Raw genomic sequence first — 18,226 nt, forward strand, 5'->3', positions numbered from 1 at the left:
CACCGCTGACCGGCGGGGACGAGGGTTTGAATCCTCAGGATCGGATCAGCGGCGCTCATCCGAGCCCGCGGCCCGCCGTTATGCCGGCGCGACCGCCGAGCCGTAGCCCGAGCGTTCGAAACGGCCCGCGGGCTGGAACCGGGCCACCAACTCGTCGGCGCTCTCACCCGTGATCTGCTCGAGCAGCGCGTCCGCGTCGGCGAGGGAGTTGATCTGCAGCAGCGGCTGCGGCTTGTGCAGGGTACTCACCAGCACCGAGGCGACGCGCGGGTCGACGGCCGCCGCGGCGAAGAACCGGTTGCCGATCTCGGCCAGTTCCGGATCGCCGAGGAACAGGCGAGTCACCTTGGCGGCGGCGTCGGAGCGGGCGAGCAGGAACGCGGTGTACTGCTCCTCGATCCACTCGGCGTCGAAGGGCCCCTCGTGCGCGGAGGCGGCCGCGACGAGCCGCTGCGCCTGGATGAGTCCGCTCTGCGCGCCCTGTCCGGCGATCGGGTCGTAGGCGACCGCGGTGTCCCCGAGCGCCGCCACGACATGCCCGCCCGCCGTGCGGCCGACGCCGTGCCGGACCACCGGCCGCACCGCACCCTTCAGCCAGGAGTGCGGGTCCTCGGCAATCACCTTGGTGGCCAGCACTTCCGGCAGATCCCAGTCGATGTAGTCCCGATACAGCTCGGTGACGATGCGGTGCGCCGACTCGGCGGAATCGGCGGCGGCGAACCGGCTCTCCCATTCGCTGCCCGGCCGCGCCCAGCCGAGGAAGGCCCAGCTCGGCCCGGCGTCCTTGTGCAGATACGGACCCCACCACGCCTCACCCTGCTCGGCGAAGATCGAGAATCCGCTGTGCTGCCCGCCGGAGGCGCTGCGGTGCGCGAAAACCTCCGGCTCGTAACCCAATCCGGTCACCGTGACGGTGAGCAGGCTGCGCTGCGGCGCGTCGTAGACGGTGCGCTCGGTGTCGATCGGGAACAGCTCCGCCAAACCTGCCTTACCGGTCGCGACCAGCACCAGATCGTGCGCGGCGGCGATGGTGTCCAGGCTCTCCGGGGTCACCTTCTCGACCACGAAGCGCCCACCGGCCTCGACGAATGCGGTCAGTCGCTCGTCGACCTTGAGCCGGGTGTCGACCGCGACGCCGACGAAGCCGTCGAAATCGCCGTCGAATCCGATCAATTCGGGCCGTTCCGGCCCCGGACCCGCGATCCGCACACTGAGTCCGGTGTGCTGCGGGGCCCGATTCACGTAGGTGTCGAGTCCGAGGGCGGTTTCGGCGGCCTGGGCCTCACCGAAGATGAGCGCGGTTCCGGTGGCAGGGATGTCGTCACGCAGACCGCGTTGATCGCGATCGCTGTAGACCGTGACGTCGAACCCGGCCTGCTGCAGTCCGAGAGCGGCGGTGACACCGGCGATGCCGGCGCCGACGATGGCGGCGGTGCGTTTCGAATTCTGGTTCGTCATAACGAAATAGTGCGCTTGCCAGTGGCTTTCGTTGACAGTTGCGATCACCGGGAATCGATGTCGCGCACCGCCGATCGGTCAGGTCGCGGTGACGCCCGCCTGCGGTCGCGCCCGCTCGTCCGGCAGCGCCGTCGAACCCGGTCCGCCGAGCCGGTAGCGCGCGCCGCGATGGTCGTCCGGCAGCCGGTCGCCCGCGCCGAACAGCGCGTTGCGCAGGGTGCCCGGAACGTACTCACTCGGATAGGCGCCACGCTCGGTAAGCACCGGAATCACGTACTGCACAATATCTTCGAATGTTCCGGGAGTGATCGCGTAGGCCAGGTTGTAGCCGTCGATATCGGTCTCGTCGACCCATTCCTGGAGCCGATCCGCCACCGTCGTCCCCGAGCCGACGAATACGGGTCCCATCCCGCCGATGCCGGCCCAGGCCGCGATATCCCGCACGGTCCATTCCCGGCCGTCGTCGTCGAATTCCTGGAACGCGGCGACGGCGGACAGGATCGCGTTGCTTTTCACCTCGCCGATCGGGTCGTCGAGGTCGTAGCGCGACAGGTCGATGCCCATCCAGCCGGACATGAACACCAGACCGCCCTCGACGCTGGCGTACGAGCGGTATTCGTCGTATTTGCGTTGTGCCGCTTCATCGGTGGCGTCGGTGATGATGGTGGCGAGCGCGTAGATCCGGGCCGCGTAGCGGTCACGGCCCGCCGCCTCCAGTGCGTCGCGGATGCGGGTGACCGTCTGTCCCAGAACCCGTTTCGAGGGTGCGGCGACGAAGATCGCCTCGGCGTTCTCGGCGGCGAAGGCCACGCCGCGCGGTGAGGCGCCGGCCTGGTAGATCACCGGCGTGCGCTGCGGCGAGGGCTCGGACAGGTGAATGCCCGGCACCGTGAAGTGCTTTCCGGCGTGGCCGATGTGATGCACCTTCGCCGGATCGACGTAGATGCCCTGCGCCCGGTCGCGCACGACCGCGTCGTCCTCCCAGGAACCTTCCCAGAGCTTGTACAACACCTCGAGATATTCGTCGGCGTGGTTGTAGCGCTCGTCGTGGTCGAGATGTTCGGACTCACCCATATTGGCGGCGGCCGAGGGCAGATATCCGGTCACCACATTCCAGCCCAAGCGGCCGTTGGTCAGATGGTCCAGCGTCGACAGCCGCCGGGCGAACGGGAAGGGATGCTCGAACCCGGTGCCGGTGGTGATGCCGAAGCCCAGATGGTCGGTCACCGCCGCCATCGCCGAGACCAGCAGCAGCGGATCGGCGACCGGCACCTGCGCGCCCTGACGCAGCGCGGCGATGTCGTTGCCGCCGTACACGTCGTAGATGCCCAGCACATCGGCGATGAAGATCCCGTCGAAACGGCCGCGTTCCAGCAGTTTCGCCAATTCGGTCCAGTAGCTCAGCTCCTTGTAGCGATGCGACTGGTCCTCGGGGTGTCGCCACAGTCCCGGGGACTGGTGCGCCACACAGTTCATATCGAAGGCGTTGAAACGGATCCGCCGGGTCATGACCGCACCTGGCTCTCGCGGCTGCCCGCGCTCCACGCGTACGGGAGTTCGGTTCCGTTGAGCAGATGATCGCCGATCGCCCGCGCCTTCTGCACGGCGGGATTGTGCACCGAGATGGTGCGCGCATTGCGCCAATGCCGGTCCAGTCGCAGATCTTCGGAGGTGATCGAGGCACCGCCGACCTCGAACAGCTGGGTGGTCGCGGTCAGCACGGTGTCGATCACACCGAGTTGTGCCTGGGCCGAGGCCAATTCGACCGCATCCAGCGCCGCGTCGTCCTGGGCGCCGGCCGCCAGCACCTCGTCCAGCAGGTCGGCGACGGCCAGCACGCTCGCCCGCGCTCCGAAGGCGGCCGCCGACAATTTCCCGATCACCTGCTGGACCAGCGGATCGTGGCGCGGCAGGTCGGCCGCCGAATGGGTGTAGCTGCGCGTGCGGTCGGCGACCCACGCCCGCACATCGGATTCGGCCCGCTGCGCGATACCGGCCAGCACCGCCAACTGCACCAGCTGCAGGTACGAGGTGGCGTAGGTGCGACCGGGCGCGCCGTACCCCGGGCCGAGCACCCGCTCGCCGGGGATCCGCACATCATTGAATTCCGTTGTGCCGCTCGCGGTCAGCCGCTGCCCGAAACCGTCCCAGTCGTCGCTCTGCCGTACGCCGTCGGCGTTCGCGTCCACCAGCACCGATACCCGCTCCCCGTCACGATCGGCCGCGGCGAGGATGTAGTCCGCGTACAGCGAGCCGGTGCTGTAGTACTTGGTGCCGTTGAGCAGCCAGTCATCGCCGGAGCCGCGGGTCAGCCGGGTGCGGTAGCGGTCGACCGCGCCGATGCCCGGTTCGGTGATGGCATTGCCCACCAGGGCACCGGATCCGGCCGCGCGCAGCCAGTGCTCACGCGCGGGACCGGGCTCGGCCAGCAGCTGATCCTCGACGAAGGAGAAATGCACCCGAAGTGCCTGCGGCAGATTGGATTCCGCGGCCGCGAGGTCGATCAGCAGCCGGAACAGCTGGCGCACGCTGACGCCGAAGCCACCGTATTCGGCCGGCACCCGCAGCGCGCCGAATCCGGCCTGGCGCAGCCAGTCGACCTCCTCGTAGGCCAGGCGACGATCGATTTCACGCGCCACCGCCCCGGCGGCGATGCGGTCGAAAACGGGGGCGAAGATGTCGTCGAGGTCGCGATCGGAGATCTGCTGCGGTGCTGTGGAGGCCATACCCGACGATGACCCGGCAACGCGATTCGCTCACCCGTTACACGCAGCGGGAACATAACTATCCGTCACACGCGGCGGTCACCTTCAGGACGGCCGCATCCGCAGTTCGTCGTGCAGGATCCGCGCCGCGGTCGCCATCGCGGCCTCCGCGCCGGGTTGCACCACGGCGGGCACCCGCGATCGGGTCAGCACGGCCACGGCCAGGGTCTGCCCGTCGGCGTGTTCGGCCACGCCCGCCTCGTGGCGCAGATTCAGCAGCGTGCCCGTCTTCGACGACCACCGGGTGGCGTCGGAGCTGAAGTCGGGGGCGAGTCGTTGACGTAACAGGTTGCCCGACAGGAATTCTCGCACTCGCGCGGCGGCGTCGTGGTGGGCTCGCACCGGCCGCCACAGTTCGGCGAGCAGATCGACGAACGCCCGCGCGGTGCCGGTGTTGGCGTGGCTGATGTCGAGTTGCGTGACCGGATGCCCGCGCCCGGCCGTCGCGGCCTCGATGGCCAGGGCGTGGGCGAGGTGACCGTCCGCCGGGGCGAACTGCTCGGCCGGGGTCCGCACCAGATCGTCGGCCAGATGCCGGACCGCGATGCCCTCATGGCCCAGGCGGCGCAATTCGGCGGTCACCGCGTCGGGCGGAGTCAGCTCGAACAGGGCGTCGGTCGCGCCGCCGTCGCTGATCGCGATGCTCAGATACATCAGATCCTCGACCGCGACCGTCGCCGGATGGCGAAATCTGCTCAACCCGGTCGGGCCCGCCACCGTACTGCGGCCGGGCAGTACCCGGATCGGGGTCGCCGGGTCGATCTCGCCGCGCATCACCCGTTCCATCGTCGCCAGCGCGAGCGGCACCTTCACCAGCGAGGCGATCGGCAATTCGACTTCGGCGTCGAGGCCCAGCTCGTCACCGGTGTCGAGATCGCGCACCAGGATGGAGCCGTCGAGTCCGGCGTCGCGCAGTTCCGTGCGCGCGCGTCGCAGTGCGGTCGAGACGCCCATGGTCAGCTCCCCTCGTTGTGCGCGTCGACGTGTCGAAAGTCGTTGCGGCACAGATCGTTGTGAGGGAGATCGTTGTGAGGGAGATCGTGGTGGGAGACGTCGTCGTGGCGGCGGTTGTCGTCCGGCACACCGAGACAGCGACCGATCGGTCCGGCGCCCAGTGCGCGAACCCGTTCCGCGTCCTCGCGTGATCCGGCCGCGATGTCGTAACCCCGGGCAAGCTCCAACTCCCCGATCGGCCGCCAGTGCAGGCCCAGTTCGCCGGCCTGGGCGGGCGAGCACAGCAGCAGATCGGTGCCGTCGAGTACCTCGGCGACCGCGGTGACCAGCGACCGCGCGACCACCACCTGGGCCGGGCGCAGGCCGAGCGAATCGCGCAGCCGGATGATCCGATCGCGGATGTGCGGCACATCGTCCTCGGGCTGTATCCACACGCTGCGCCGACGTTGCTGTTCCGAAAGACGCAGTACCCGAAGGGTTTCCAGGTAGAGCGGCGTGCTGTGCGGGCCCGTGGCGCCGGCCAGGCCCAGCGGCACGCGCCAGATGCCGCGGTCGGCGGGCACGGCCAGAATCGCGGCACGCACCTCGTGGGTGCGGGTGAGTTCCGCGCGCCGGCCGGGGTCGGCGGGCTCCGGTTCGAGCCGAAGCCGCGCGCGGCGGCATTCGGCGACCAGCCCGGCCAGCGGCACCGGTCCGCAGATGGCGGGCAGCGCCAATCGGAACGGGCGCTGCCGGGCCCGCTCGGCATGCTCCTCCAGAGCCTCGGCCGCCTCGACCAGCCGTCGCGCCGACGGCAACATATCGCGGCCGAACGAGGTCAATGTGGCGGTGCGCGAGGTCCGTTCGAGCAGTCGCGCGCCGAAGTGCCGTTCCAGCGCCGCGATCCGGCGACTGGCCACCGACTGCGGGATCTGCGCGGCGGCGGCCCCCGCGGTGAAACTCCCGAGACCGCTCACCGCGACGAAGGCCTTACAGGCGGCGACCATATCCACGATCGCGCAGTCTATGCCGAATCGGCATGGATACCGCCACAGGTGTCTTGGACAGCATGCGCGAGGGCTGCCACCCTTGCTGCGAGCGCTCACCGCCATCGATCCGACAAGGAACGCCTATGATGCCCCCTCGCCTCACCCGCTCGGCCGTGCTGGTCGCGGCCGCTGCCACCCTCGTACCGCTGAGCGCCTGCGGTGCCGATCGAAGCGCCGCGCCCGAATCGACCGCACCCGTATCGGCCACCGCGCCCACCTCGACGGTTCCACTCGCCGCCGAGTCGCTGGCCGAATTCCGCGATTTGGAGGCTCGCCTGCACGGCCGGCTGGGCGTCTACGCGCTCGACACCGGAACCGGACGGACCGTCGAATACCGTCCGGACGAGCGGTTTCCGTACTGTTCGACGTTCAAGGCACTGGCCGCGGGCGCGCTGCTGAGCTCCCTCCCGCCCGCCGAGCTCGACCGCCGCGTCACCTACACCCGGGCCGATCTGGTGCCGAATTCGCCGGTCACCGAACAGCACGTCGATCAGGGCATGACCCTGCGGGAGATCATGGACGCCGCGGTGCGGTTCAGCGACAACACCGCCGGCAATCTGATGTTCGCCGAACTCGGCGGGCCGCAGGGGTTGCAGCAGCGGCTGCGCGCCGTCGGCGATACGAGCACGCGGATGGACCGCACCGAGACCACGCTGAACGAGGCCCTGCCCGGCGATGAGCGCGACACCAGTACGCCGCGCGCGCTGGCCGCCGATCTGCGGCACTACGTGCTCGACCCGTCGGTCGCCGCCGACGATCGCGACGTGCTCACCGGTCTGCTGCGTGCCAACACCACCGGTGCTGCGCTGATCCGGGCCGGGGCGCCGGCGGGCTGGCAGGTCGGCGACAAGACCGGCGCCGGCGCCTACGGAACGCGCAACGATATCGCCGTGGCGTGGCCGCCGGGTCGCGCGCCGATCGTGCTGACGATCCTGTCCACCCGCGATCGGCCGGACGCCGAATACGACAACGCGGCGATCGCCCGTGCCGCCACGATCGCGATCGCCACGCTGGACGGCACCCCGATTCCGCGCTGAATGTGCCGAATCACCCTGTGGCACCAGGTTTTCCGCAAAGGCCGGGTACCCAGGTCGGTGCCGATCGACCCGGGTACCCGGCGGGATACCGCTCCCCCTACTTGGCCGGAGCCGGAGCAGGGGTGAACGGCGCATTGATGGTCGTGAAGTACTGGGTGACCGCCGCGATCGCCACCGGCGCGGTGACCAGCAACTGGCCCGCCAGCGTGCCCAGCGCACCGACGGCGATGATGCCGCCGAAGCAGCCGATCACGGCCGCGGGCAGAAAGGCACCGAACAGGCCGACGATCGCGGCCGCGGCGACGGTCGCCCCCGCGATGCCGCCGAGCAAGCAGCCCACCGCTCCGCCGGTGATACCACCGACCAGCGTGCCGATCGTGGCGCCCGCGGTAATGGTGCTGGTCAGGCGGGTCCAGGCCGCCACTTCCCGGTCATAGGGCGTCTTCCACGGCGCCTGGTCCTCGAACGGGAGCGCGACCGGCTTGTAGACCGCGTGCTGCAGATCGAACTGCGGGGTCAGGGTGGCGGTGCGACCTGCGATATCGGCCGCGATCGGGAATTCGAAATCGTCGACCCGGAACTTCAATTCGGTTCCGGCGAGCGTGGTCCCATTGGCTGCCTTGATCTTGAAGACACCATTGTCCACGTCCAGCGAACCGGCGTCGGTGGATATGATCGTCGACTTCTCGTTCGTCGATGCCTGGTAATTGACGACACCCTCGTCGGGTGCGGCGGGTGCGGCATTCACGGTGCCGGCCGTCACGCCGACGGCGGCGGCCACCGTGGCCGCGACCGCGGCAAAGTTCCTCATCTTCACTGCTTTTTCCTCATCACTCATTGCATTCCGCCGGAGCGGCTTTATCCAGTTTGTGGTGAATGCGAAAAAGCGACGAGGTTAATAACCAGATGGATTCGAATTCCCCGACGAGGAAAAATAAATCGAATCTCACAAATTAAAAAAGAACCCCCGCACTCGAAAGTGCGGGGGTCCTTTTAATTCGACCACTGAAATAATTACCGGCTCAGGGGTGGGGCCGGCAACCGCTTCACTTGGCCGGGGCCTTGAACGGCTCGTTGATGGTGGAGAAGTACTGGATCGCGGCGCCGATCGCGACCGGAGCGGTCACGAAGATCTGGCCGGCGAGCACACCCAGGAAGCCGACAGCGGCGGCACCGGCGACACAGCCGCCGAGCGGGCCGAGGCCGAACAGGGTGGCCAGCGCACCGGTGGCCACGACACCGAGGGCAGCGCCCGCGATGCAGCCGATGACCGCGCCACCGATACCACCGGCCGCGGTGCCGATGGCAGCGCCGGTGGCGATGGTGTCCTTGAGGCGGGTGAAGGCGGCGACCTCACGCTCGTAAGGGGTCTTCCACGGGGCGCTGTCCTCGAAGGGGAGCGCGACCGGCTTGTAGACCGCGTGCTGCAGATCGAACTGTGGGGTCAGCGTCGCCGTGCGACCGGAGATGTCGGCCGCGATCGGGAACTCGAAATCGTCGACCCGGAACTTCAATTCGGTTCCGGCCACGGTGGTTCCGTTGGCGGCCTTGATCTTGAAGACGCCGTCCTGGACATCCATCGACCCGGCGTCGGTCGAAATGATCGCCGCGTTCTCGGTGGACCTCGCCTGATAGTTCACCACGCCGTCGTCGGCGGCCGGAGCGGCCTGAACCGTCCCCGCCAGCGCACCCAACGTCGTCGCGACCAGCGCCGTCAGCACGGCGAATTTCCTCATCTTCACTGCTTGATTCCTCGACTTTCCGACTGCCGGCACGCGGCAGCACAGGTTGCCGTGTCCGGCACAGACACACGGCATCGGTGGAGTTTGCGGGCGTTCGATGCGGATGGGCCAGATTAAGAACCAGCCCGATTACAACCGGTGACACACTTCCGGCCATCGGCCATCATGTCCGAAATGAGCCTTTCGTTCCACTGGTTTCTTCCCACGTATGGCGATTCCCGCAATCTGGTCGCGGGCGGTCACGGCACCTCGATGTCGGGCGACCGTCCGGCCTCGCTGCGCTATCTGAACCAGATCGCGGGTGCGGCGGAGGAGAACGGCTTCGAGGCGGTGCTGACACCGACGGGCGCATGGTGTGAGGACGCCTGGCTGACGACGGCCATGCTGGTGGAGACCACCGAAACCCTGAAATTCCTGGTCGCCTTCCGGCCCGGTGTGGTGAGTCCCACCCTCGCCGCGCAGATGGCGGGAACCTTCCAGCGGCATTCGCGCGGACGGCTGTTGCTGAACGTGGTGACCGGTGGCGAACCGCACGAACAGCAGGCCTACGGCGACTTCCTGGACAAGGAACAGCGGTACGAGCGCACCGGTGAATTCCTGCACATCGTGCGCGAGCTGTGGGAGTCCGACGCTCCGGTGACGTTCGAAGGCAAGCACCTTCGGGTGCGCGACGCGCAATTGAACAACCGGCCGGATCCGATTCCGCCGGTGTTCTTCGGCGGTTCGTCGGCCGCCGCCGGACCGGTCGCCGCCCGTTACACCGATACCTACCTCACCTGGGGTGAGCCACTGTTCGCGGTGAGCAAGAAACTGGAGTGGATCCGCCGGCTCGCGGTGGACGAGGGCCGAATTCTCGATTACGGCCTGCGCATCCACGTCATCTCCCGCGACACGTCGGAGCAGGCCTGGGCCGAGGCCGATCGTCTGCTGGAAGCGGTGAACCCCGCGGATATCGAACGGGTGCAGGCGAATCTGGCCCAGAGTGAATCCGAGGGCCAGCGGCGGATGCTGGAACTGCACGGTGGCAACACCGATCGGCTCGAGATCGCGCCCAACCTGTGGGCCGGTGTCGGACTGGTGCGCGGCGGGGCCGGAACGGCGCTGGTCGGCTCGCACGAAGAGGTGGCCGAGCGGTTGATCGAATACTCCCGCCTCGGCATCACGCAGTTCATCCTCTCCGGTTACCCGCATGTGGAGGAGGCGTACTGGTTCGGCGAAGGTGTCCTGCCGATCCTGCAGCGCCGCGGACTGTGGCAGCCGCCCGCGCATCGCGAAAACCGCGTCACCACAACACCGTTCGCCACCGCGACCGCGAGCAGCAGTTAGTCCGGGAAATCCGGCGCCCGCACCGCAAACAGTACGAGATCACCGAAGCGGGCCGAAAGGCACTGCGCCACTGGATGATCGACGTCGATCCGCAACCGGTCCGCCGCGACGAGGCAATGTTGCGCGTCTTCCTGCTCGGCACCGTCGAACCCGAAGAGCGCCGGGCCAACCTGACCAAATCCGCGGCAAAACTGGAACATCGACTCGCCGAACTCCGGGAGCTCGAAAAGAGTATCGAGTGGGACGACGACGATCTGTCCCACTACGGCCGCCTGGTTCGAAACGGCTGCGGAGAAATTCGGATCGAGATCCGAATCCGCTCCACAGAGGACGTGGTCGCTAACTCATAGCTACACTCGTCGTTGAACGATCATGACCCTGTACATGAGCTTCCCGATGTCTCGGAGAGGGTGTCGATCATGGCCGTATACGACGTAAGCAACCGGGCGGCAATAGTCAGCGGCGGCGGCTCCGGGATCGGACGTGCGGTCGCGCACGAACTCGCGCGCAGCGGTGCCGCGGTCCTGGTGTTCGATCTCGACGAGGACAATGCGAACACCGTGGTCGAGGAGATTCGCGGTGCGGGCGGGCAGGCGGCCGGCTTCGCCGGCGACGCCTCCGATCCGGATACCGTCCGGCGCAGCGTCGCGGCGGCCGGCGAACTGGGACCGCTGCGGATCGCGGTCAACAATGCCGGCATCAGCGGCGAGAGCGCGCTGATCGGTGACTATTCGCTGGACGGCTGGCGCAAGGTCTTGTCGGTGAACCTCGACGGCGTGTTCTACGCACTGCGCGAACAACTTCCGGCCGTCGCGGCCGCCGGCGGTGGGGCCATCGTCAATATGGCGTCGATTCTCGGCAGCGTCGGCTTCGCGAATTCGTCGGCGTACGTCACGGCCAAACACGGCCTGCTCGGCCTGACCCAGAACGCGGCCCTCGAATACGCCGCCCAGGGCGTCCGTGTCACCGCGGTCGGGCCCGGATTCATCCACACGCCGCTGCTCGGGGCGAACCTCGACGACGAAACCCAGGCTTTCCTCGCTCAGAAACACGCCCTGGGCAGGCTGGGCACCCCCGAGGAGGTCGCAGGGCTGGTCGCATTCCTGGCCAGCGATGCGGCCACGTTCATCACCGGCAGTTATCACCTGGTCGACGGCGGATACACCGCGCAGTAGCCGGATCGCCGGAAGCTATTTCGCCTTGGCTTCCTTCGCGGCGGCCTTCATCTGCTTCTTGAAGGCTCGCACCTCGAGCAGCGACTCGTTGTCGACGATATCTGCGGCCGAGCGGCGGGAATTCGGCTCCGAATAGGCACCTGCGGCCTTCTCCCAGCCCGCCGGGCGCACACCGAGTTGTTTGCCCAGCAGTGCCAGGAAGATGCGTGCCTTCTGATCGCCGTAGCCGGGCAACTCCTTCAGCCGGCGCAGCACCTCCTTGCCGTCGGGATCGTCGCGAGTCCAGATCTCGGAGGTGGTGCCGTCGTAGTGTTCGACGACGTATCGGGCCAGTTCCTGAGTGCGCCGGGCCATCGACCGGCCGTAGCGGTGAATGGCGGGCGGGGTCGCGCCCAATTCCTCGAATTCCTCCGGATCGGCCTCCGCGATCCGGTGGATATCGAAACCGTTCATGCGGTCGGCGATCTTCTTCGGACCGCGGAAAGCATGTTCGAGGGGAAACTGCTGATCCAGCAGCATCCCGGTCAAGAGGGCGAAGTCGTCCTCCGACAACAGCTTGTCCGACTCCGGTTCCTGCGCGAGGCACACTTTGCGGCTCACCATGTATCGATCATGGCAGACGAGCGAATATCCGCCACCGACCGGCGTGACCGGACTCACATGTCTACCCACCCGTAGATTTTCTGCGCGCGTAGGGTGAATCTTCATGCCCGACACTTTGGCAACACCCACGGTGGAAGATATGGCGCCTACACACAGCTCCTCGGCAGACAACTCCTCATCCTCGGGACTGAGGCCGGACCGCTTCGACCGCGCGGGCCGCGACCAACTCATCGATGTGCACGATCTGCAGGCCGCACTTCCCGGAATTCGCGGACTACGCCGCTGGGCGCACGACGCCCTGGCCGTCGCTCCGGGCGAAAGCGCGGTCGACATCGGCTCCGGCACCGGCTCGGAGGTGCTGGTCTTCGCCGATGCCGTCGGCCCGACCGGTAACGCGGTCGGCGTCGAACCCGATCCGAATCTGCTGGCCGGGGCGGAACACCGTGCCGCCCAGCACGATTCGCCGGCCCGGTTCGTCCCCGGCGATGCCTACGGGCTGCCGTTCGGCGGTGACACCTTCGACGTCGCCCTGTGTGAGCGGGTCTTCCAGCATCTGACCTCCCCGGAGCGCGCCGCCCGGGAGATCGCCCGGGTGCTGAAACCGGGCGGACGCGTCGTCGTCATGGACAGCGACTGGGGCACCGCCATCGTGCACCCCGGTGACCGGCGGGTCGTGCACGAGGTGATCGAAACCCTGATCACCAACACCACCAATCCGTTCTCGGGACGGCGGCTGCCCGGCCTGCTCACCCGAGCCGGACTGGTCGTCGACGATATCGGCTCGCATGCGCTGGTGCAGGACGCGAGCGCCGGCGCCGGTGCGCTGGTGGCCCGCATCGCCGGGATGGCGGAGGCGCGCGGGGCGATCACCGAGGCGCAGCGGCGGGAATTGCTGGCGGAGTTGGAAGCCGGTGCGCGCACCGGTGACATTCACCTCTCGGTGACGATGTTCGCGGTGCTGGCGCACAAGCCGCAGTAGTCGATTCCCTCCGGACAGCCGCACATCACGGCTGTCCGGTCCGCGTCGCCTCTACTTCTCCAGCAGCTTCTCGGTCGCGGCGAGCAGGACGCAGGTCGCCAGACCGTGCATCGCCTTCTCCAGATCGGCGAGCGACGGGAAACTGGGGGCGATGCGAATGTTCTTGTCTTCCGGATCTTTTCCGTAGGGGAACGCCGAACCGGCGGGTGTCAGGGCGATTCCGGCCTCCTTGGCCAGCGCCACCACTCGTCCGGCCGTGCCCTCGACCACATCCAGGCTGATGAAGTAGCCGCCCTTGGGCTCGGTCCAGGAGGCGATCTTCGAGGCGCCCAGACGATCCTCCAGGATCCGCAGCACCAGCTTGAATTTCGGCTCGAGCAGCGCACGGTGGGCCTGCATATGCCGGCGCACACCCTCGGCATCACCGAAGAAACGCAGGTGACGCAGCTGGTTCACCTTGTCCGGGCCGATGCTCTTCTTCGCGGCGTACTTCAGGTACCAGGTCAGGTTCTCGGTGGACGCGCCGAAGAAGCTGACGCCGGAGCCGGCGAAGGTGATCTTCGAGGTGGAGGCGAAGACGAAGGGCCGGTTGGGGTTTCCGGCCGCGGCCGCCAGTCCGAGAACGTCGAACACCGGGGCGGCGGTATCGGTCAGCGGGTGCACCGCGTACGCGTTGTCCCAGAACAGGCGGAAGTCCGGCGCCGCGGCGGGCATCGAAACCAGTTCGCGCACAACCTCTTCGGAGAAGTTCACGCCGGTCGGGTTGGAATAGTTGGGAACCGCCCACAGACCCTTGATCTGCGGGTCGGACGCGACCAGTTCCGCGATGGCGTGCACATCCGGGCCGTCATGGTTGACGGCGATCGGAATCATCTGCACGCCCAGCGATTCGGTGATCGCGAAGTGGCGGTCGTAACCCGGGCTCGGGCACAGGAACTTGATCGGTTCGTCGGCCCAGCGGCTCGGTGAATCGGCCGTGCCGTGCAGCATCGCGAACACGATCACGTCGTGCATCAGTTCCAGGCTGGCGTTGTTGCCGGCGAGCAGATTCTCGACCGGAATGCCCAGCAGTTCACCGAAGATCGCGCGCAACTCCGGCAGTCCGTGCAGGCCGCCGTAGTTGCGGCAGTCGGTGCCGGTGCCGTCGCGGTAGTCGTCGGCGCCCGGCAGGGCGAGCAGGCCGGTGGAGAGATCGAGTTGTTCCGGCGAGGGCTTACCCCTCGTCAGATCCAGCGTGAGCTTCTCGGTCTGGAGCTTCGCGTAGTTCGCGGTCTGCGTCTCGTGTTCCGATACGAGTTCCGCATGGCTCATCAAACCGATCTGCGTTTGCCGGGGCATCCTGAGCAGCCTTTCAAGCAGCGAGGTAACAGGTTGACGGATCGTGCGCTTCTGGCGCGGACCCAGCCGACCACGTTACCCGCCGGATGCGCCCCGCGGCAGTGAAGAAGATTTCCCCCGAGAAAGTAAGGGGACCCCGCGCACCCGGCAGAGCCCGTTGACCCTTGCTGCCTTCCGGCCCTGGGGGAGTTCACAGGATGCGCGCCGCGCGGGATCCGTCGGCCAGTGTAGTCACAACTGTCCACTCGAGTGGAATCCGGGCGGAGTCGATACGATCACCTGCGACATTTCTCGAGGGGGCTTCCGCGCCAGGACCGGAGGAAAGACGTGACAGGCAGCAATCCACCGCACGGTGGGCCCGAGTATCAGGGGCAGGGACATCCGCCCAACGAAACCGTGCACTGGTGGTCGACGCCGGCGGCTCCGGAGCAGCCGCTCACCGGTACCGATCCGACCGTGATGGGCGGGCGGCCCGGACCCGTGACCGGTACGGATCCGACGGTTCTGGGGGCGGGTTTCGACGCCTATCACGGTGGGCCTCCGCAGCAGCCCTACGGGCAGCAGCCGCCGTCCGTGCCGAATTTTCCACAGCAGCAGTTCCCGCCCCCCTATGCACAACAGCCGGGCTATCCACAGCCGCCCAAGAAGAACAACGCGCCGTGGATCGTCGGCGGCGTGGTCGGCCTGGTCGTGGTGATCGGCATCGTGATCGGCGTGATCGCGCTCACCGGCGGTAGCGGGAGCGGGGGCAAGGGTCCGCTCGGCGACAAGAAGGGTGTCGACGGCAACTACTCGATGGCCAACGTCACCGACGCCTGCTCACTCATCGATCCGACGGTCCTGCGCAAGTGGGCGCCGACGCCCAAGGACGCCCCGGAGCACACCGAACGCGCACCGGACGCCAGCTTCGGCGGCGGCAACCTGACCTGCCGCGCCCGCTACGACGGCGCCGGCAAGTACGGTACCGACGGCTCCGATATCGACCTCGAAGCCGACTTCCAGAGCAAATACAGCGATCCGCAGTTCAACAGCTGGAAGAACTACGACACCAAGACCACCGGCAGCGGCCGCACCTCCGGCGATATCGCGGGCATCGGCAGCCAGGCCTATTACGCGGCCTACCAGCAGAACTACTCGAGCTTCGTCACCCTCGACTACACCTGCGCGGCCCTGGACTCCAACGTCTCGGTCAAGGTGGAGCTGCGGATTCAGGCCGAGGGCAGCATCAACAGCGACGACGTCGGCACCACCTGCAAGGACCAACTGAAGAAGGCCCTCGCCGGCCTGCACAAATAGCCCGGTTTGCTGTTCCGGGGGGTCCACCCGGTATATTGCTCTGCGGAGGATTCGCCTAGTGGCCTATGGCGCTCGCCTGGAACGCGGGTTGGGTTAACGCCCTCAGGGGTTCAAATCCCCTATCCTCCGCCGCGAAACGCCCGCTACCCGAGTGGTAGCGGGCGTTTCTGTTGTCGGAGGTCCGGCACGTCAGCGGCCGGCCGGGCGGGGATGCAGGACGACCACGGGGATTTCGCGTTCGGTCCACGCCTGGTAGGTGTCGAAGTCGGCATAGGCGTCGACGAGCAGCGGCCACAGGCGGGCCCGTTCCCGCGGGTCGGCGGTGACGGCGTGGACGGGCCGGCGGTCCCGGCCGATCTGGATGTGCGTATCGGGCTCGGCGCGCAGATTGAGATACCACTGCGGATGCTTCGGTAGCCCGCCCTGCGAGGCGACGATGACGGTGTTCGCACCGTCGGCGATGTAGAGCAGCGGCGTCGTGTAGACCACGCCCGACTTTCGGCCGCGATGTTCGAGCAGCAGAGTCGGCACCGGCTTACGGAAGCCTGCCCCGATACGCCACTTGCCGCCGATGCGGCCGCCGGTGCGCCGGTAGGTCCACACCTGCGCACGGCCCACGATCTTGAAGATCTTGGGCAGCAGCGGCGAATCGAGTTGTTTCGGCCGGGGTGGCGTCGTCGTCGGCATGGTCTTCCTCCTGTCCGGGGACTTCCGCTCGACCATACAGTTGAGTTCGTATGTATGGTCAAGAGGCGAGGGCTGTCACCCGGCAGAATCGGTACGGTCCACCACGATTCGAGGAAGGGACAGGCGATCGGTGCGCACGCACGGCTGGGCGGGGGCGACGCCCGCGAACGACGACGAAGCCGTCGCACGGATCCTTGCCGCCGCCCGCACCGCGATCGATCGATCCGGCAGCGAATTCAGCATCGCCGAGGTCGCGCGGGAACTCGGCGTCACCCGTCAGACCGTGTACCGCTACTTCCCCAGCGCCGAGGGCCTTCTGACCGCGACGGCCGTCGCGCAGACGGGACATTTCCTCGACGTGCTGGCCGAGCATCTGAGCGACATCCGCGACCCCGCGACGGCGGTGGTCGAGGGCATCGCCTACACCCTCGAACGGCTACCACACGAGAAATACCTCAACCTGCTGCTCACCCCCGGCCGCGCCGGGGCCTTCTCCGCGGGCGTAACCTCCGACACCGCACTGACATTCGGCCGATCGATCCTGCAGCGCTTCGCCGTCGACTGGACCACGGCCGGATTGTCCGGCGCCGATCTGGACGAACTCGTCGAACATATGCTTCGCATCGTGCAGTCGTTCGTCGTGGACCCGGGCCGCCCGCCCCGGGGTGGCGCCGAACTACGTCGCTATCTCACGACATGGGTCGCCCCGGCCATCGCCGGACGGTCACAGTGACGCACATCACTGGCAGGCGGTGTCACATCGCGCGGCCGGCGAGCGTCTCGTGAGGTGCCGGAGCCGACAGAGCAGGGACAGGAGCCACCCATGAGCGAGCGCATCGACGGCGCCACCGAAGCGTTCGTCACCCACCGCAACCTGCTGTTCACGGTTGCCTACGAAATGCTCGGTTCGGCGGCCGACGCCGAGGACGTCCTGCAGGAGACCTGGTTGCGATGGGTGGACGTGGACCTCGACGAGGTGCGTGACCAGCGTGCGTACCTGGTCCGGATCGTCACCCGCCAGGCGTTGACCCGGCTCCGCACGCTCGGCCGCCGCAAGGAGTCCTACGTCGGCCCGTGGCTGCCGGAACCGCTGCTGACCGCGCCCGATGTGGCCGAGGACGTCGAACTGGCCGACAGCGTGTCGATGGCGATGCTGCTGGTTCTGGAAACCCTCGCACCGACGGAACGTGCGGTGTTCGTGCTGCGCGAGGTGTTCGATCTGAGCTACGACGAGATCGCCGCGGCCGTCGACAAGACATCCGCCGCCGTGCGCCAGATCGCCCACCGCGCACGGGCTCACGTCGCCGCGCGCCGCCCTCGCGGGGCGGTGTCCGCCGACGAATCCCGCCGGGCCGTCGAAGCCTTCCAGCACGCCATCGAAACCGGCGACCTCCAGAATCTCGTCGACATGCTGGCTCCCGACGTGGTGCTGCTCGGCGACGGCGGCGGCGTGGTCCAGGCGGTCCTGCGCCCGATCGCGGGCGCCGACCGGGTCGCACGTGCCCTGCGCACCGGACTGCCACGACTGCGCGCCGAGGCGACCGTCGAAGCGGTGCAGATCAACGGCTGCCCCGCGCTGATCGTGCGGATCGACGGACGCATCGACGACGTGGTGGCGATGCGACTCGACGACGGCCGCATCACCGGCCTCTACGTGGTCCGCAATCCGGAGAAGCTCTCGCGCGTCGAACAGCAGATCACGGTCAGCCGCTGAGGCGGAGCGCGCACAGCCCCTGCGCCACAACGAAATTCGGTGGCGGCTGCGGTAGCGGCGGATAGGTGGTGATCGAACAGACGGTACGGAGCCAGCCGAGCTCGGTGCGCGATGTGGCCTGGCC

The 18,226-nt window shown here is 67.7% G+C and carries 18 protein-coding genes, 1 tRNA gene and 1 other RNA gene; 9 read left to right on the top strand and 11 right to left on the bottom strand.

Annotation, left to right across the window (positions count from 1 at the left end):
* Positions 1–78: 78 nt before the first annotated feature.
* From NMI01S_RS04515 to NMI01S_RS04535, 5 genes are all read right to left on the bottom strand, one after another.
* Positions 79–1,458: a styrene monooxygenase/indole monooxygenase family protein gene (locus NMI01S_RS04515; RefSeq protein ID WP_062994653.1), complete on the bottom strand. Its 1,380-nt coding sequence runs from the start codon at positions 1,456–1,458 to the stop codon at positions 79–81.
* 78 nt (positions 1,459–1,536) lie between these two features.
* The gene (locus tag NMI01S_RS04520) at positions 1,537–2,967 is read right to left on the bottom strand and encodes an LLM class flavin-dependent oxidoreductase (RefSeq protein WP_062994817.1); all 1,431 of its coding nucleotides are present in this window, start codon (positions 2,965–2,967) and stop codon (positions 1,537–1,539) included.
* Positions 2,964–4,184 carry an acyl-CoA dehydrogenase family protein gene (locus NMI01S_RS04525; RefSeq protein WP_062994654.1) on the bottom strand — a complete coding sequence of 407 codons (1,221 nt, stop codon included), beginning with the start codon at positions 4,182–4,184 and terminating at the stop codon, positions 2,964–2,966. The genes NMI01S_RS04520 and NMI01S_RS04525 overlap by 4 nt, the downstream gene beginning before the upstream one ends.
* A gap of 84 nt (positions 4,185–4,268) precedes the next feature.
* Entirely contained in the window at positions 4,269–5,177 is a 909-nt protein-coding gene (locus tag NMI01S_RS04530; RefSeq protein WP_062994655.1) for a serine hydrolase, read from the bottom strand.
* Positions 5,178–5,179: 2 nt separating this feature from the next.
* Positions 5,180–6,163, bottom strand: coding sequence for a LysR family transcriptional regulator (locus NMI01S_RS04535; RefSeq protein ID WP_245716707.1), 984 nt, complete (start codon positions 6,161–6,163; stop codon positions 5,180–5,182).
* A gap of 128 nt (positions 6,164–6,291) precedes the next feature.
* Between NMI01S_RS04535 and bla the strand changes: the two genes are divergently transcribed.
* On the top strand, positions 6,292–7,242 hold the full coding sequence (gene bla / locus NMI01S_RS04540) for a class A beta-lactamase (RefSeq protein WP_063920651.1): 951 nt from the start codon (positions 6,292–6,294) through the stop codon (positions 7,240–7,242).
* A 97-nt stretch (positions 7,243–7,339) separates the two neighbouring features.
* Here bla and NMI01S_RS04545 read toward each other — a convergent pair whose 3' ends face one another.
* Positions 7,340–8,053 (bottom strand): DUF8020 domain-containing protein, encoded by a 714-nt coding sequence (locus tag NMI01S_RS04545; RefSeq protein ID WP_157126026.1) that lies wholly within the window; start codon positions 8,051–8,053, stop codon positions 7,340–7,342.
* Positions 8,054–8,288: 235 nt separating this feature from the next.
* Entirely contained in the window at positions 8,289–8,984 is a 696-nt protein-coding gene (locus NMI01S_RS04550; RefSeq protein ID WP_062994658.1) for a DUF8020 domain-containing protein, read from the bottom strand.
* A gap of 174 nt (positions 8,985–9,158) precedes the next feature.
* Between NMI01S_RS04550 and NMI01S_RS04555 the strand changes: the two genes are divergently transcribed.
* From NMI01S_RS04555 to NMI01S_RS04565, 3 genes are all read left to right on the top strand, one after another.
* Positions 9,159–10,310, top strand: a complete 1,152-nt coding sequence (locus NMI01S_RS04555) for an LLM class flavin-dependent oxidoreductase (protein WP_062994659.1) — start codon at positions 9,159–9,161, stop codon at positions 10,308–10,310.
* Positions 10,311–10,384: 74 nt separating this feature from the next.
* Positions 10,385–10,660 (top strand): virulence activator alpha C-terminal domain-containing protein, encoded by a 276-nt coding sequence (locus tag NMI01S_RS04560; RefSeq protein WP_062994660.1) that lies wholly within the window; start codon positions 10,385–10,387, stop codon positions 10,658–10,660.
* Between the two features lie 69 nt (positions 10,661–10,729).
* Positions 10,730–11,485, top strand: a complete 756-nt coding sequence (locus NMI01S_RS04565; protein ID WP_062994661.1) for an SDR family NAD(P)-dependent oxidoreductase — start codon at positions 10,730–10,732, stop codon at positions 11,483–11,485.
* Between the two features lie 15 nt (positions 11,486–11,500).
* Here NMI01S_RS04565 and NMI01S_RS04570 read toward each other — a convergent pair whose 3' ends face one another.
* On the bottom strand, positions 11,501–12,088 hold the full coding sequence (locus NMI01S_RS04570; protein WP_062994662.1) for an HhH-GPD-type base excision DNA repair protein: 588 nt from the start codon (positions 12,086–12,088) through the stop codon (positions 11,501–11,503).
* A 139-nt stretch (positions 12,089–12,227) separates the two neighbouring features.
* Between NMI01S_RS04570 and NMI01S_RS04575 the strand changes: the two genes are divergently transcribed.
* The gene (locus NMI01S_RS04575) at positions 12,228–13,067 is read left to right on the top strand and encodes a methyltransferase domain-containing protein (protein ID WP_062994663.1); all 840 of its coding nucleotides are present in this window, start codon (positions 12,228–12,230) and stop codon (positions 13,065–13,067) included.
* 51 nt (positions 13,068–13,118) lie between these two features.
* On the opposite strand, the gene NMI01S_RS04580 is transcribed toward NMI01S_RS04575, so the two are convergent.
* Both NMI01S_RS04580 and ffs read right to left on the bottom strand, forming a co-directional pair.
* Positions 13,119–14,405: an aspartate aminotransferase type Ic gene (locus tag NMI01S_RS04580; RefSeq protein ID WP_062994664.1), complete on the bottom strand. Its 1,287-nt coding sequence runs from the start codon at positions 14,403–14,405 to the stop codon at positions 13,119–13,121.
* A 125-nt stretch (positions 14,406–14,530) separates the two neighbouring features.
* Positions 14,531–14,625: signal recognition particle sRNA small type (ffs, locus tag NMI01S_RS04585), an RNA gene on the bottom strand.
* Positions 14,626–14,732: 107 nt separating this feature from the next.
* On the opposite strand from ffs, the gene NMI01S_RS04590 reads away from it, so the two are divergent.
* Both NMI01S_RS04590 and NMI01S_RS04595 read left to right on the top strand, forming a co-directional pair.
* On the top strand, positions 14,733–15,701 hold the full coding sequence (locus NMI01S_RS04590) for a hypothetical protein (RefSeq protein ID WP_157126027.1): 969 nt from the start codon (positions 14,733–14,735) through the stop codon (positions 15,699–15,701).
* 44 nt (positions 15,702–15,745) lie between these two features.
* A tRNA-Ser gene (locus tag NMI01S_RS04595) sits at positions 15,746–15,830 on the top strand.
* A gap of 60 nt (positions 15,831–15,890) precedes the next feature.
* Here the strand turns inward: NMI01S_RS04595 and NMI01S_RS04600 are convergent.
* Entirely contained in the window at positions 15,891–16,388 is a 498-nt protein-coding gene (locus NMI01S_RS04600; RefSeq protein ID WP_062994666.1) for a nitroreductase family deazaflavin-dependent oxidoreductase, read from the bottom strand.
* A gap of 130 nt (positions 16,389–16,518) precedes the next feature.
* Between NMI01S_RS04600 and NMI01S_RS04605 the strand changes: the two genes are divergently transcribed.
* Together NMI01S_RS04605 and NMI01S_RS04610 are read left to right on the top strand one after the other, a co-directional pair.
* Positions 16,519–17,121 (top strand): TetR/AcrR family transcriptional regulator, encoded by a 603-nt coding sequence (locus tag NMI01S_RS04605; RefSeq protein WP_062994667.1) that lies wholly within the window; start codon positions 16,519–16,521, stop codon positions 17,119–17,121.
* 90 nt (positions 17,122–17,211) lie between these two features.
* Positions 17,212–18,102 carry an RNA polymerase sigma-70 factor gene (locus tag NMI01S_RS04610; RefSeq protein WP_062994668.1) on the top strand — a complete coding sequence of 297 codons (891 nt, stop codon included), beginning with the start codon at positions 17,212–17,214 and terminating at the stop codon, positions 18,100–18,102.
* The last annotated feature ends 124 nt before the right edge of the window (positions 18,103–18,226 follow it).

This window comes from Nocardia mikamii NBRC 108933 (genome assembly GCF_001613505.1).
Classification (GTDB): domain Bacteria; phylum Actinomycetota; class Actinomycetes; order Mycobacteriales; family Mycobacteriaceae; genus Nocardia; species Nocardia mikamii.

Excerpts from the sequence above, each read along its gene's own strand:
- bla (WP_063920651.1), top strand. The coding sequence starts at position 6,292 with ATGCCCCCTCGCCTCACCCGCTCGGCCGTGCTGGTCGCGGCCGCTGCC.
- NMI01S_RS04515 (WP_062994653.1), bottom strand. The coding sequence starts at position 1,458 with ATGACGAACCAGAATTCGAAACGCACCGCCGCCATCGTCGGCGCCGGC.
- NMI01S_RS04525 (WP_062994654.1), bottom strand. The coding sequence starts at position 4,184 with ATGGCCTCCACAGCACCGCAGCAGATCTCCGATCGCGACCTCGACGAC.
- NMI01S_RS04555 (WP_062994659.1), top strand. The coding sequence starts at position 9,159 with ATGAGCCTTTCGTTCCACTGGTTTCTTCCCACGTATGGCGATTCCCGC.
- NMI01S_RS04580 (WP_062994664.1), bottom strand. The coding sequence starts at position 14,405 with ATGCCCCGGCAAACGCAGATCGGTTTGATGAGCCATGCGGAACTCGTA.
- NMI01S_RS04545 (WP_157126026.1), bottom strand. The coding sequence starts at position 8,053 with ATGAGGAACTTTGCCGCGGTCGCGGCCACGGTGGCCGCCGCCGTCGGC.
- NMI01S_RS04520 (WP_062994817.1), bottom strand. The coding sequence starts at position 2,967 with ATGACCCGGCGGATCCGTTTCAACGCCTTCGATATGAACTGTGTGGCG.
- NMI01S_RS04530 (WP_062994655.1), bottom strand. The coding sequence starts at position 5,177 with ATGGGCGTCTCGACCGCACTGCGACGCGCGCGCACGGAACTGCGCGAC.
- NMI01S_RS04560 (WP_062994660.1), top strand. The coding sequence starts at position 10,385 with ATGATCGACGTCGATCCGCAACCGGTCCGCCGCGACGAGGCAATGTTG.
- NMI01S_RS04610 (WP_062994668.1), top strand. The coding sequence starts at position 17,212 with ATGAGCGAGCGCATCGACGGCGCCACCGAAGCGTTCGTCACCCACCGC.
- NMI01S_RS04570 (WP_062994662.1), bottom strand. The coding sequence starts at position 12,088 with ATGGTGAGCCGCAAAGTGTGCCTCGCGCAGGAACCGGAGTCGGACAAG.
- NMI01S_RS04565 (WP_062994661.1), top strand. The coding sequence starts at position 10,730 with ATGGCCGTATACGACGTAAGCAACCGGGCGGCAATAGTCAGCGGCGGC.
- NMI01S_RS04535 (WP_245716707.1), bottom strand. The coding sequence starts at position 6,163 with ATGGTCGCCGCCTGTAAGGCCTTCGTCGCGGTGAGCGGTCTCGGGAGT.
- NMI01S_RS04575 (WP_062994663.1), top strand. The coding sequence starts at position 12,228 with ATGGCGCCTACACACAGCTCCTCGGCAGACAACTCCTCATCCTCGGGA.
- NMI01S_RS04600 (WP_062994666.1), bottom strand. The coding sequence starts at position 16,388 with ATGCCGACGACGACGCCACCCCGGCCGAAACAACTCGATTCGCCGCTG.